Below are 12,548 nucleotides of genomic sequence, written 5' to 3'. Positions count from 1 at the left end.
ACGCTTCACACCATGCCAAGGCCACAGCCATCCGATAGCTTCGACGACCTGCTCGACGGCAGTGTCAAAACCGGCAAGCGCGACGTAAAACGCGCACCGCTCGGCCCTGACTCGCTGCTGTGGAAATGGGGCGCCGACAACCGCATTCAACTCCTGCGCGGCTACACCGGCGTGCTGCAGAATATGCACCCAGCCATCGGCCAGTCACTGCTGGACCACTCGAAGTTTTTCGAGGAGCCCTTCGCACGCCTCGAGCGCTCCACCCCGCAAATCATCGCGTCGATTTACGACGACCAGGACGTGATCGGTAAACAAATCCGCGATTACCACGTAGATATCAAGGGCAAGCTCCGCGACGGCAAGCGCTACCACTCGCTCAACCCAGAAACCTACTGGTGGGCACACGCAACATTCGTCTACCGTGTCATCCTCGCTCAGGAACTGTTCGGGACCCCGTTTACCCACGCGGAGAAAGACCAGATCGTGCGCGAAGGCGTGACCTGGTGGGACTTGTACGGCCTGTCCGAGCGCCCTGTCATTGACAACTACGACGACCTGATCGCCTACATCGAAGAGATGGAAGACACTGTGCTTGAGCGCAACGATACGGTCGATTTCGCGCTGCGTACCGCCCGCGTCGAACCGGTGAAGGCACCGGATGGTGTCCCCGAGGCTGTGTGGAAGGTCATCTGGAAGCCGATCATGCGCAGCGTGATTTGGCTGACGGTGGGCACGCTCAACGACAAGGAGCGCCAGATCCTCGACCTCGACTGGACGCACCGCGACCAGCGCCGCTTCAACCGAATCGCAAGGTTTATCCGCGGTGTGTTCAAGATCCTGCCTGAGGACAAGCGCTACATGGAGCCAGGGCGCTCGCTGATGATCAAAAACGGCATGATCTCCGGCAAGTACAAGGAACCGAAACTGATCACCCCGTACTCTCCGAAGAGCCAAGACGCAACGTCCGGCGGTTGCCCCGTCTAGCATCGGCGTTATGCTGCCAAAACGCCTCCGCGAACAACCACTGCCCGCACACCTTCAGAGCGAGCTCGTCGCCCTGACGACGAACCACGGCGGCGAGGTGATCTCCGTCGCATCTCCGCTTATCGACGAGCCCCTCGGCACCGTCCCCGCAGGCACCACAGACGACGTGGATGAGGCGTTTCGCCGCGCCCGTGTGGCGCAGCGTGCGTGGGCGGAGCGCAGCCTGGCGGATCGCACCGCGGTGTTCGACGCGTTCCATTCGCTGGTCTACCGGCACCGCGACGTGCTGGCGGACATCGTGCAGCTCGAGACCGGCAAGGACCGAACGGCAGCGTTCGACGAAGTGCTCGACGTGCTCAATAATGCCCGGTACTACGCCCGCAACGCAGCAACGTTTCTGGCAGAGAAACGACGCCCGGGTGCTCTACCTCTGCTGACCCGTGCGCGGGAGCAACGCATCCCCGTCGGTGTTGTCGGCCAGATCAGTCCGTGGAACTACCCGCTTTCCCTGGCTATTTCTGACGCCATCCCGGCTCTTATCGCTGGCAACGCTGTGGTGGCGAAGCCGGATTGGAAGACGCCGTTTTCGTGTCTCGTCGTCAAGCAACTGCTCGTGGAGGCTGGCCTTCCAGCGGACGTGTTCCAAGTCGTGACAGGCTCCGGCCAAAAAGTCGGCGGTGCGATAGCCGAGCGGTGCGACTACCTGATGTTCACCGGCTCCACCGCCACCGGCAAGAAACTGGGCCGCACTGTCGGCGAACGGCTCATCGGCTATTCCGCGGAACTCGGCGGCAAAAACACGATGATCGTCGCGCCGGACGCCGACGTACAAAAGCACGCGCGCACAATGGCTATCGCGTGCTTCTCCAACGCGGGTCAGTTGTGTGTGTCCATCGAACGCATCTACGTCCACACAGACATTTACGACGACTTCCTGCACGCGTTCACCCACTCCACCGAATCACTCACCTTGGGCAAGGGACTGAACTGGGACTATGACATGGGCTCGCTTATCGACGATACCCAGCTCAAACGGGTGCAGACCTACGTCGACGACGCCGTAGCGAAGGGTGCACGGGTGGTCACCGGTGGCACACCTCGCCCAGATGTTGGCCCTCTCCACTTCGCGCCGACCGTTCTCGCAGACCTACCCGCTGACGCGAACCTGCGTGAGGAAGAGGTGTTCGGCCCCGTCGTGTATGTCCAGCGTGTGGGCAGCGTCGACGAGGCGATCGATCTGGCTAACGCCCTCCCCTACGGACTTAACGCCTCCGTGTTTGCATCCCCGCACACCGCCTGGGAGATCGCGCGCCGCGTTGAAGCCGGCAGCGTGACGATCAACGACGGCTACGCCGCTACATGGGGCTCGATGGCAACCCCGCTGGGCGGGGTAAAGGAATCCGGGATGGGCCGGCGCCACGGACGCGACGGGATGACCAAGTACACCGAGGTGAAAAACATCGCACAGCAACGCATCGTGACTATGCGCGGCCCACACGCGATGCCGAAGCGGCTCTACGGCCCGCTCATGACCTCGGCACTGGCGCTTGGCAAAAGGTTGCGTCTTCTGCCCTAGCAAGACAAAACGGGCGCTTCCCCAACTGGGAAGCGCCCATGATGTTTGCGAAAAACTACGCGTTGTCCTCCACCGGGACAAGCGAGATCTTGCCACGGTTGTCGATGTCGCGGATCTCAACCTCGACCTTGTCGCCGACGTTGATGACGTCCTCGACCTTCTCCACACGGGTGTTACCACCCAGGTTGGAGATGTGGATCAGGCCATCGGTGCCCGGGGTGATGGACACGAACGCGCCGAACGCCACGGTCTTGACCACGGTGCCCAGGTAGCGCTCGCCCACCTTCGGCATCTGCGGGTTCGCGATCGCATTGACCTTCTCAATCGCGGCGTCGGCAGCCTCACCGGAGGTGGCGGAGACGAACACGGTGCCATCGTCCTCGATGGAGATGTCTGCGCCGGTGTCCTCGGTGATCTGGTTGATGGTCTTGCCCTTCGGGCCGATCAGCTCGCCGATCTTGGATACCGGGATCTTCACGGTGGTGATCTTCGGTGCGAGCGGGTTCATCTCGTCCGGGCCGTCGATGACCTCAGCCATGGTGTCCAGGATAGCCTCGCGGGCGTCGCGGGCCTGGTTCAGCGCATCTGCAAGAACGCTGGACGGAATGCCGTCGAGCTTGGTGTCTAGCTGCAGGGCGGTGATGAACTCGCGGGTACCGGCGACCTTAAAGTCCATGTCGCCGAACGCGTCTTCGGCACCGAGGATGTCGGTCAACGCAACGTATTCGGTTTCACCGTTGACCTCGCCGGAGACCAGACCCATCGCGATACCCGCAACCGGTGCTGCCAGCGGCACACCAGCGTTGTACAGCGACAGCGTGGAAGCACACACGGAGCCCATCGAGGTCGAGCCGTTAGAACCGAGCGCCTCGGAAACCTGACGGATCGTGTACGGGAACGCCTCACGCGACGGGATCACCGGCTCAAGGGCACGCTCGGCGAGCGCACCGTGGCCGATTTCGCGGCGCTTCGGAGAGCCGACGCGTCCGGTCTCACCAGTGGAGTACGGCGGGAAGTTGTAGTGGTGGATGTAGCGCTTGGACTCTTCCGGGTGCAGCGAGTCGAGGTGCTGCTCCATCTTCAGCATGTCCAGGGTGGTCACGCCGAGAATCTGGGTCTCGCCACGCTCGAACAACGCAGAGCCGTGGGCACGCGGGATGAGCTCCACCTCGACGCCGAGGTCGCGGATATCGGTCACGCCGCGGCCGTCGATACGGAAGCCCTCGGTGAGGATTTTCTCGCGCACGATCTGCTTCTGCAGTGCATTGTACGCGGCGCGGATTTCCTTCGATGCTGCGTCGCGCTCCTCGCGCTCGTCATCGTCGATATCGAAGGAGTCGAACAGATCTTCCTCGATGTCTTCCATGTACTCGTTGGTGGCGTTCTCGCGCTCAGCCTTGGACGCGATGGTCATCAGCTTGGCCAGCTTCTTCGCGGCCTTCTTCTCAACGGCCTTGAACACCTTCTCGGAGTACGCCGGGAAGAGCGGGAATTCCTTCTGCTCGGTGGAAACCTCGCTGGTAAGCGCACGCTGCGCACGGCACAGGGTCTCGATGTAAGGCTTGGCTGCCTCGAGGCCTTCTGCAACGGTCTTCTCAGTCGGGGCTGGGTAGCCCTTCTTGATCTGCTCGACCACGTTCACGCCGGCGCCTGCCTCCACCATCATGATGGCGACATCTTCCTCGGTCTTGCGGCCACGCTTACGCTCAACCATGCGGCCAGCAACGACCATTTCGAACAGGCAACGCTCGTGCTGCTCATAGTTCGGGAATGCGACCCACTGGCCCTCGGGGTGCTTATCGTCGGCAAGCAGTGCCATGCGCACGCCACCAACCGGTCCGGACACCGGCAGGCCGGAAAGCTGCGTCGCGGCGGACGCGCCGTTGATCGCGACAACGTCGTAGTACTCCTCCGGGTGCTGCGACAGCACCGTGATGACAACCTGAACCTCGTTGCGCAGGCCCTTAACAAAGGTCGGGCGCAGCGGGCGGTCGATCAGACGGCACGCCAGGATCGCCTGGGTGGACGGGCGGCCCTCGCGACGGAAGAACGAACCCGGGATCTTGCCCGCGGCGTACATGCGCTCTTCAACGTCGACGGTCAGCGGGAAGAAGTCGAATCCTTCGCGCGGCTGGTTGGATGCGGTGGTGGTGGCCAGCATCATGGTCTCTTCGTCGAGGTACGTGGTGACGGAACCGTCGGCCTGGCGCGCGAGCTGGCCGGTCTCGAAACGAATGGTGCGGGTGCCGAAGTCGCCGTTATCCAGCGTGGCAACCGCTTCGGTGACGCCGAAATCTTCATCGACGTGGACATCAAACGAGTTGTTTGGCTTAAAGTTGCGCAAAAGATCCCTCTCCTTCGAAGGCGTGTTGGCGATCATCGGTGCCGCCATGTCATAGGTGTTCTTGCAACGGCCAGCAATAATAGCAAAAAACGCCCCACCGCGCAGGTGAGGCGTTATTTTTTTGCGCTATTGCTTAGCGACGAAGACCCAGACGGGCAATGAGATCACGGTAGCGATCAACATTGTTCTCGCGCAGGTACTTCAGCAGACCACGACGACGACCAACGAGCAGCAGCAGGCCACGACGAGAGTGGTGATCGTGCTGGTGGTCCTTCAGGTGCTCGGTCAGGTTGTTGATACGCGCGGTGAGCAGCGCAACCTGTGCCTCGGTGGAACCGGTGTCGGTCTCGTGGATGCCGTACTCCTTGAGGATTTCGGCCTTCTTCTCAGTGGACAGTGCCATGAGGTGCTCCTTGGTTGTTTCAGTTCGCGTTCTACGGAAAAAGTCTGTGCTGCACCATAACTGCCGCGAACCACAGTCGTCTGGCGCAAGACCTCAAAGAGGTTACACGACCGGCGTGGACTGCGCCAAACTCGTCAGACGTCGCATGAACTCCTCGAGAAAACCTGCGGTGTCTACCGTGACGGCCACTGCGGCGGACTTGTCCGGGTCGTTCAGGCGGGTTTCGTCGCCAATCGTGCGCCCACGCGTCTCGCCCTCGGTGTCCACCTTCATGTTGATGCCAAGCGTGTCCACCAAACCCGGCTGGATAGCCACGGCAACCGCCAACGGGTCGTGCAGTCCGCAGCCACCAAGGTGTGGCGAGGTGGTCTTGTAGGCGTCGATGTAGTAGTTCGTGATGTCGGCAAGGAACTTCCCGCCGGTGGTGCCCAGTTCGGCCCACTTCGCGGTCTCTTTAGTGGTCAAAAGCGTTTGCAGCGTGACGTCAAGACCAATCATGGTGACGTTACGTAGCTTTCGGAACAACACATCGGTGGCCTCAGGGTCCTGGTTGATGTTCGCCTCAGACCAGGCAGTGACGTTGCCAGGGACGGTGAGTGCGCCGCCCATCATCACAATATTGGCGTTTTCGCGGAACACGTTGGATGCCTCGACCGCTGCCGCGATTGTGGTGGACGGGCCTGTGGGCACGATGATGAGGTCATCGCCGTACGCCGTAACCGATTCGACGAGGAAGTCCACCGCAGACGTCGATTCCACCTGACGCGTCGGATCAGGGATCTCCACCTCGCCAATGCCATTTTTGCCGTGGATGAACGCGGAGATCTCCTGGACCTCGAAGGAGTCCTTCGCGCGTGCGTGGTCTGGGCCTGCGAACACCGGAATGTCTGTGCGGCCAAACAGCTCCAAGATGGCGAGGGTGTTGCGCACCGAATCTTCGACAACCACGTTGCCGTAGGTGCAGGTCACGCCGATGAGTTCTACTTCGGGCGACGCGAGTGCGTACGCCAGTGCCAGGGCATCGTCGATGCCGGTGTCAAGGTCCAGGATCAGCTTCGTGGTCATGCACCGAGAATATCGCGGGTGGTGTCCACATCGCGCGCCATGTGCTCAAGTAATTCCTCAACGGAGTCAAACTTGACCATGTCGCGAACCTTGCCCACGAACTCCACTCGGGCCATCCGCCCGTACAGGTCAGCGTCGCGGTCGAGCACAAACGACTCAACGCTGCGCCGGTTGTCGCCAAACGTGGGGTTCGTCCCCACGGAGATCGCCGCTGGGTAGCGCACGCCGGGTTCCATGTCGCCGTCGATGGGGGCGTCGTCGATGATGGTGAGCCAGCCCGCGTAGACACCGTCAGCCGGGATCGCGGCCGCATCGGATGCGTACTGGTTGGCCGTCGGGTACCCCAGTTCCTTGCCGCCACGGCCGGCACCACGTTCAATCGGTGCGATCACAGAGAACGGCCGTCCCATGTAGTCGGTCGCCGTTTGTACGTTTCCGCCGGAGAGTTCGTCGCGGATGGCGGTGGAGCAGACCTTGACGCCGCCGTCGGAAAGCAATCGCACAATCGTCACGTCGATGCCTGCGCGCTCCCCTAGCTGCGCCATGGTTGTAGCGGTGCCTGCGGCATCCCTACCAAAGGTGAAATTCTCCCCCACCAGCACGTGGCGGGCGCGCAGTTGGCCCACGAGTACGTCCTCCACGTACCCCTCGGGCGAAACCCCGCCGAGCTCGTGCCGGAAATCAATGACAAGCAAGTAGTCCACGCCCAACTCAGCGATGTGGCGGGCGCGCTCCTCAAGCGACATCAGCGCCGCAGGCGTGTGACCTGGTGCGAATACCGTCACGGGGTGCGGGTCAAAGGTCATGACCACGCTCGGCACACCGAGTTCACGTGCGGTATCCACGGCCTTCGAGATCAGCAGTTGGTGGCCTCTGTGCACACCGTCAAAGACGCCGATAGTGACGACGGTGCCACCAGGCTCGCCAAATGTTTCCGGCACTGCGTCGAGGCCACGCAAAATATCCACGGAGGACACAGTACGGCATACTTCAAAAGCATGAACGATCCCCTCGAAAAGTCCGGCATTGTTGTCGTCGATAAGCCTCAGGGCTTGACGAGTCATGACGTGGTCGCGCGACTGCGCCGCTTCTTTGGCACGCGCAAGGTTGGCCACGCTGGCACGCTCGACCCGATGGCCACGGGCGTGCTTGTCGCAGGCATTGAGCGCGGCACGAAGCTGCTGGCGCACCTGGTCGCAGAGGACAAGGTCTACGAAACGACGATCCGCCTCGGTGCGTCCACGACCACAGACGATGCGGAGGGCGAGATCACCGAAACGCACGACGCGTCCGCGGTTACCGACGACGCGATCCACGAGCAGATCGCACTGCTGACCGGCGATATCATGCAGGTTCCGTCGAAGGTGTCCGCGATCAAGATCGATGGGCGCCGAGCCCACGAACTGGTGCGCGCCGGTGAGGAGGTCACCATTCCTCCCCGCCCCGTGACCGTCCACGCTTTCGATGTCAGCGAGATCCGCCACCACGATGGCGTCGTCGACATCGACGCCCGCGTGCATTGTTCCTCCGGCACCTATATCCGCTCGCTGGGCCGCGACCTCGGCGCGGCGTTGGGGGTTGGCGGGCATTTGATTGCTTTGCGACGAACCTCCGTCGGCCCGTTCTCCATCGACGACGCTCACACCCTCGACGCGTTGGAAGACAATGCTGTGTTGTCACTGACCATGGATGAGACACTGACCCGCTCGTGGCCGGTGCTTGATGTCACTGCTGATGAATACGCGGCGCTATCCATGGGCAAGTGGCTCGAGCCGCGCGGTTTGAAGGGCGTGCACGCCGCCGTTGGACCAGACGGCAAAGCAGTCGCCCTGGTCAAAGAGCAGGGCAAGCGCCTCGCCACGGTGTTTGTGGCGCGGCCATCCACACTTTAGCTCTTAGCGCACGTACGTGGAAGCCACCGCGTAGCCACCACGGACCACCCAGCGGCCCTCAAACACCGGCACCGGCGCGGGACGGGCGAGGAGCTGCGAGACAAACGTGCCGTCGGCGCGCAACTCAATTTCGGCTTCGTCGAAATCTAGCCAACGCCGTGTCATCGGAAACCAGCACTTGTAGGTCGCTTCCTTGGCGCAAAACAGCAGCCGGTCGGCCCATTGCTGCCCCTGCTCACGCATACCGTTGACCATCGCGATCTCAGTATCACTGGCGATCGACTCCAGCACCCCGTCTGGCAGCGATTCTGCCGGCTCCGCATCGAGCCCCATCGACAGTACGTACCGGGTTGGTGCTGCGACAGCGGCGCGCAGGCCATCGGTATGGGTCAGCGAGCCGGTAAACCCCTCTGGCCACAACGGCATACCGCGTTCCCCGCGCAGGATCGCGCCTGCAGATTCCACGCCCAGTTCGCGCAGTGCCTGGTGTGCGCACCAGCGGGCATCGCCGAACTCTCCCTTGCGCAGGTCCACCGCAGTCTTTACTTCCTGGCGCTCTGCCGGATGGAGGTGGTCGTAGCGGGTGAGGTCGCCGGCGTCGTCGGTAAGTAAAAAGACGCAGCGTGCTTCTGGAGGAAACAGCGAAATATCTTGCATCACTATTCAACCTCCATGACCGGGTACGGGAATTGCCGCGTGGACGGGTGGTGGCGCCACTCGCGCGGATAGCCCAGGGAGACCTCAATGTGGTCGACGCCATCGACCTTGGTCACCCCCGGCATGTGCAGGTGACCGTACACCACTGCCTGCGCGTTGTAGCGCTTGGGCCATGTCCTGGTGTGCCGGGTCCCGCACCACAGGGCGATTTCGGACCACATCATGCGCTGCACCGGCTCCTGCACCAGCGGCCAGTGGTTGACCAGAATCGTCGGCCCGCTAATGCGGGATAAGCGTTTGGTGGTGTAGGCCAAACGGTCCCAGCACCAGCCACGGATATCCACAAATGGTGCGATGGCAAACTCGTCTGTCATCACCACGTTGTTGTCGTGGGCGGCCTGCAGGGCTTCGTCGACAGTCATTTCCCTGCTGCGGAACGAATAGTCGTACAGCGTAAATAGCGGCGCGATGGTCACTCCGCCGAACACCGGATAGCGATCTTCCGGGGTAATCACACCGATAGCGCGCATCGCTTGAACTAGCATGGCGTACTTTTCTCGGCCGCGGTACCTGTCCGCAGAACGGCAAAATAGCTCGTGGTTGCCGGGCACCCAGATGACGGTGTCGAACCGACTGGCCAGTTCTGTCATCACTTCAACGATGAGTTCGAACCGTTCGGCCACGTCGCCAGCGACGATGAGCCAGTCAGACGGGTCAGTAGGCTGGATGTCGTCGATTTTTGGGCCGTTGAGCTTCACTGCGGCGTGCAGGTCGCTGACTGCCCAGAGTGTCGTGGTCATGCGTCATTCCTACCATCACCGCTTGTCACTGCCCATCGCATGGAACGGAACCTGTGCACTACACCTACGAGGCGCACAAGGATTTGGCCGAGTTGTCCGACCCAAATACCGGTCAGGCCCCAGCCAAAGAAACCGGAAGCGATGATGATCGGCAGCGCAACCCCGAGCAGCGAAAACAGTGTCAGGTTGCGCAGGTACGCCGCATCCGCCGCACCAAGCAGCACCCCGTCGAGCGCAAACACCGCTCCCCCGGCGATGATCATGGCGATAAACAACAGCCACGGCAGCTGCAGCGTATCGACGACCGCCTGATCCTGCGTAAACAAACCCAGAATCGGCTCACGGAACAACGCGAACACCACGGCCAGCACGACCGCGAAGACCATCGAGTACTTCAGTGCGTGCTCACCAACGGCGCGTGCGTCCTGCGCCCCTGCCCGCCCCAAAGCCGAGCCGGTCAGGGTCTGCGCCGCAATAGCCAGCGAATCAAGCACGAGTGTGAGGAAGTTCCACAGCTGCAGCATCAACTGGTGAGCAGCAAGCGCAACCACGCCGAAGCGACCAGCAACTGCAGCAGCGGTCAGCAACGAGACTTGAAACGATAACGACCGCAAAATCAGGTCGCGGCCTAACACGAGCTGCTTGGAAATCACCGACCACTGCGGCGCCCAGCCCCGGCCCGACGTCCGGTGCTCCCTGATAAGAAACACCACGAACAACGTTGATGTGATCCCCATGCCAATCACGTTGGATATCGCGGAGCCCACAAGCCCGTACTGGTTCACCAATAACGGCAACGAGATCGCGCCGGGAATGAGGCCACACAGCGTTAAGTAGAACGGCAATCGCGTATTTTGCACGCCGCGCATCCAGCCATTTCCGGCCATGATGATCAGCGTCATTGGGATGGCGAATGCGGATACACGCATCCAGGACGCAGCGCGCACACTCGTCTCAACGTCACCTGCAAGCGCCATCGCCAACGGCTGGGCGAACACCCACACAATCAGCGCCAAGATCGCGCCCACCCCGAGCGCTACCCAGGTAGCTTGTACACCTTCCTCGACTGCCTGATCGCGTTTTCCGGCACCATAAAACCGCGAGCTTCGCGCCGTCGTGCCATAGGACAAAAACGTTAATTGGGTTGTCACGGTCGACTGAATGGCAGCGCCTGCAGCGAGTGCAGCCAGCTGCGCGGTGCCGAGCCTGCCAACGACAGCGGTATCCAGCAACAGGTACAGCGGGTTGGCTGCCAGCACGCCGAGCGCGGGCAGCGCGAGCATCAAGATATCCCGCGCGGTTGGTGTGCGGGCAGCGTCCGCGCCCCTCATCGGTCGGCGGGTTCCGGCAATGCGTCGAGCAGGTCGCGGACGACCTCAGAGCGCGAACCGGTGGCCGAGTACCCCGCTGCTGCCTTGTGTCCGCCACCGCCAAGAGAGCGCGCGACGGTTGAAACATTCAGCACCGTAGAACGCAGCGACATCGCCCAGTGCTTGCTGCTGTACTGCTTCAACACCACGCCGACGTCGGTGCCTTCAAGGGCACGGGCGTAGTCGATGATCGCCTCGACCGTTGGCTGGCTCATGCGCGCTAACAACCCCGTGGGAATGGTGAGCACTGCAACGGAGAGCCCCTTGACCGGAATGATCTGGGTTTCCGCCAACACCGCGCCCATGAGCTGGAGGTCAGTCGCACTCATCGTGTCCATCAGGTCCAGCGCAATCTGGCGAGTATTCAGGCCGTAGCCCATCAGCTCCGCGGCCAAACGGTGCATCCTCGGTGTGCCCCACCGGAAGCTGCCGGTGTCGGTGACCAAGCCCGCGTACAGGCAGTACGCGATGTCCTCGTCAAGCTCCACCCCAAGATGATCAAGCAACTCGCGGATCATCGTTGTGGTCGATTCGGACTCGACGATCAAATTCATGTCGCCGAAACCGGGGTTGGTGTTGTGGTGATCGATGACAACAACGCGCGACGGGCTATCCGTAACATCGACCAGGAATGCTCCTGTGCGATCTGCGGAGGCACAATCCACGGTGACAACAAGGCCATCCTCCGGCAAAGTTTCGCCGTAGATGATCTCATCGACTCCCGGGATAGTGCGCATATTCGCCGGGTGCGGCAACGGCTGGCCAATGTAAACGTCGTTGTCGATACCAAGCGCCGTGAGCCCCTTTGCGAGCGCACACGCCGATCCGATCGCATCCGCATCGGGGTTGATGTGTGCGACCACGTTGACGCGGTCCGCGGCGCGGATACGCTCGGCAACCTCGGCAAATAGCGGAGCATGCTCCGCAAACAGCTGGCTGTTCAGGGCACTACTCCCCTTCACCGGAGCGCTTGTACGGGTCAGCATCGCCAGCCGGCTTCGCATTTGCGCGCAGCTTTGCTAGCTCCTCATCACGCGCGCGTGCACGGTTGAGCAACTCCTCCATGTGCGCGGAAGCTTCCGGCACGGTATCGCGCTCAAACGAGATGGTCGGCGTGAACCGAACCGAAAGCTGATCACCCACGATCTTGCGGATCTGCCCGCGAGCACGGTTGAGCGCCTCAGCGGCCTGCTCGTAGTCAGGTTCGTCGTCGATCTCTTGGCCACGCACTGTGTAGTAAATGGTGGCGTCATGAAGGTCCCCGGTGACTCGGGTGTCGGTCACAGTGACCAACTCCAGCCGGCGGTCCTTAATCTCCCGCTCAATCGCGGAAGCAACAATCGTCTGAATCTGCTTCGCCAACCGCTGGGCGCGGGTGTTATCAGCCATGTCACTCCTCCTCAAAACTTCTGCATAGTGTAACCCCCGCCGAGCACGTGCGTGCGGGGCGGGGGTTT

The 12,548-nt window shown here is 61.8% G+C and carries 12 protein-coding genes; 3 read left to right on the top strand and 9 right to left on the bottom strand.

What is annotated here, in order from left to right; genetic code table 11:
- Nucleotides 1-12: 12 nt before the first annotated feature.
- The gene (locus HMPREF3145_RS05875) at nt 13-984 is read left to right on the top strand and encodes an oxygenase MpaB family protein (protein WP_070422299.1); all 972 of its coding nucleotides are present in this window, start codon (nt 13-15) and stop codon (nt 982-984) included.
- A 10-nt stretch (nt 985-994) separates the two neighbouring features.
- Nucleotides 995-2,560 carry a succinic semialdehyde dehydrogenase gene (locus HMPREF3145_RS05870; protein WP_141740825.1) on the top strand — a complete coding sequence of 522 codons (1,566 nt, stop codon included), beginning with the start codon at nt 995-997 and terminating at the stop codon, nt 2,558-2,560.
- 55 nt (nt 2,561-2,615) lie between these two features.
- Here the strand turns inward: HMPREF3145_RS05870 and HMPREF3145_RS05865 are convergent, their stop codons facing one another.
- The 4 genes from HMPREF3145_RS05865 to HMPREF3145_RS05850 all read right to left on the bottom strand — a co-directional run bounded on the left by HMPREF3145_RS05865 (nt 2,616) and on the right by HMPREF3145_RS05850 (nt 7,349).
- A complete protein-coding gene (locus tag HMPREF3145_RS05865) occupies nt 2,616-4,940 on the bottom strand; it encodes a polyribonucleotide nucleotidyltransferase (protein WP_070422398.1) in 2,325 nt (774 codons plus the stop codon).
- A 97-nt stretch (nt 4,941-5,037) separates the two neighbouring features.
- Nucleotides 5,038-5,307, bottom strand: coding sequence for a 30S ribosomal protein S15 (rpsO, locus tag HMPREF3145_RS05860; RefSeq protein ID WP_070422298.1), 270 nt, complete (start codon nt 5,305-5,307; stop codon nt 5,038-5,040).
- 102 nt (nt 5,308-5,409) lie between these two features.
- The gene (locus tag HMPREF3145_RS05855; RefSeq protein WP_070422297.1) at nt 5,410-6,372 is read right to left on the bottom strand and encodes a nucleoside hydrolase; all 963 of its coding nucleotides are present in this window, start codon (nt 6,370-6,372) and stop codon (nt 5,410-5,412) included.
- Nucleotides 6,369-7,349: a bifunctional riboflavin kinase/FAD synthetase gene (locus tag HMPREF3145_RS05850; protein WP_141740824.1), complete on the bottom strand. Its 981-nt coding sequence runs from the start codon at nt 7,347-7,349 to the stop codon at nt 6,369-6,371. The genes HMPREF3145_RS05855 and HMPREF3145_RS05850 overlap by 4 nt, the downstream gene beginning before the upstream one ends.
- Before the next feature lie 21 nt (nt 7,350-7,370).
- Between HMPREF3145_RS05850 and truB the strand changes: the two genes are divergently transcribed.
- A complete protein-coding gene (gene truB, locus HMPREF3145_RS05845; protein WP_070422296.1) occupies nt 7,371-8,264 on the top strand; it encodes a tRNA pseudouridine(55) synthase TruB in 894 nt (297 codons plus the stop codon).
- Between the two features lie 3 nt (nt 8,265-8,267).
- Here the strand turns inward: truB and HMPREF3145_RS05840 are convergent, their stop codons facing one another.
- Genes HMPREF3145_RS05840 through rbfA form a run of 5 tightly spaced genes read right to left on the bottom strand, consistent with a single transcriptional unit; the run spans nt 8,268 to nt 12,480 of the window.
- Entirely contained in the window at nt 8,268-8,921 is a 654-nt protein-coding gene (locus HMPREF3145_RS05840) for a 4'-phosphopantetheinyl transferase family protein (RefSeq protein WP_070422295.1), read from the bottom strand.
- A gap of 2 nt (nt 8,922-8,923) precedes the next feature.
- The gene (locus HMPREF3145_RS05835; protein ID WP_070422294.1) at nt 8,924-9,721 is read right to left on the bottom strand and encodes a metallophosphoesterase family protein; all 798 of its coding nucleotides are present in this window, start codon (nt 9,719-9,721) and stop codon (nt 8,924-8,926) included.
- The gene (locus HMPREF3145_RS05830) at nt 9,718-11,052 is read right to left on the bottom strand and encodes an MATE family efflux transporter (RefSeq protein WP_070422293.1); all 1,335 of its coding nucleotides are present in this window, start codon (nt 11,050-11,052) and stop codon (nt 9,718-9,720) included. The genes HMPREF3145_RS05835 and HMPREF3145_RS05830 overlap by 4 nt, the downstream gene beginning before the upstream one ends.
- Nucleotides 11,049-12,053, bottom strand: coding sequence for a DHH family phosphoesterase (locus tag HMPREF3145_RS05825; protein WP_246817517.1), 1,005 nt, complete (start codon nt 12,051-12,053; stop codon nt 11,049-11,051). The genes HMPREF3145_RS05830 and HMPREF3145_RS05825 overlap by 4 nt, the downstream gene beginning before the upstream one ends.
- Entirely contained in the window at nt 12,040-12,480 is a 441-nt protein-coding gene (rbfA, locus tag HMPREF3145_RS05820; RefSeq protein ID WP_070422292.1) for a 30S ribosome-binding factor RbfA, read from the bottom strand. Before rbfA ends, HMPREF3145_RS05825 begins: the two co-directional genes overlap by 14 nt.
- Nucleotides 12,481-12,548: the final 68 nt, after the last annotated feature.

It is taken from the genome of Corynebacterium sp. HMSC05C01 (genome assembly GCF_001807155.1).
Lineage (GTDB): Bacteria > Actinomycetota > Actinomycetes > Mycobacteriales > Mycobacteriaceae > Corynebacterium > Corynebacterium coyleae.
The sequence above is the reverse complement of the archived record's forward strand: the minus strand, read 5'-3'. Positions and strand labels throughout refer to the sequence as shown.

What these genes read in the sequence shown, in the direction of transcription:
- HMPREF3145_RS05870 (WP_141740825.1), top strand. Translation starts at nt 995, where the DNA reads ATGCTGCCAAAACGCCTCCGCGAACAACCACTGCCCGCACACCTTCAG.
- truB (WP_070422296.1), top strand. Translation starts at nt 7,371, where the DNA reads ATGAACGATCCCCTCGAAAAGTCCGGCATTGTTGTCGTCGATAAGCCT.
- HMPREF3145_RS05875 (WP_070422299.1), top strand. Translation starts at nt 13, where the DNA reads ATGCCAAGGCCACAGCCATCCGATAGCTTCGACGACCTGCTCGACGGC.
- rbfA (WP_070422292.1), bottom strand. Translation starts at nt 12,480, where the DNA reads ATGGCTGATAACACCCGCGCCCAGCGGTTGGCGAAGCAGATTCAGACG.
- HMPREF3145_RS05835 (WP_070422294.1), bottom strand. Translation starts at nt 9,721, where the DNA reads ATGACCACGACACTCTGGGCAGTCAGCGACCTGCACGCCGCAGTGAAG.
- HMPREF3145_RS05830 (WP_070422293.1), bottom strand. Translation starts at nt 11,052, where the DNA reads ATGAGGGGCGCGGACGCTGCCCGCACACCAACCGCGCGGGATATCTTG.
- HMPREF3145_RS05840 (WP_070422295.1), bottom strand. Translation starts at nt 8,921, where the DNA reads ATGCAAGATATTTCGCTGTTTCCTCCAGAAGCACGCTGCGTCTTTTTA.
- rpsO (WP_070422298.1), bottom strand. Translation starts at nt 5,307, where the DNA reads ATGGCACTGTCCACTGAGAAGAAGGCCGAAATCCTCAAGGAGTACGGC.
- HMPREF3145_RS05865 (WP_070422398.1), bottom strand. Translation starts at nt 4,940, where the DNA reads ATGATCGCCAACACGCCTTCGAAGGAGAGGGATCTTTTGCGCAACTTT.
- HMPREF3145_RS05855 (WP_070422297.1), bottom strand. Translation starts at nt 6,372, where the DNA reads ATGACCACGAAGCTGATCCTGGACCTTGACACCGGCATCGACGATGCC.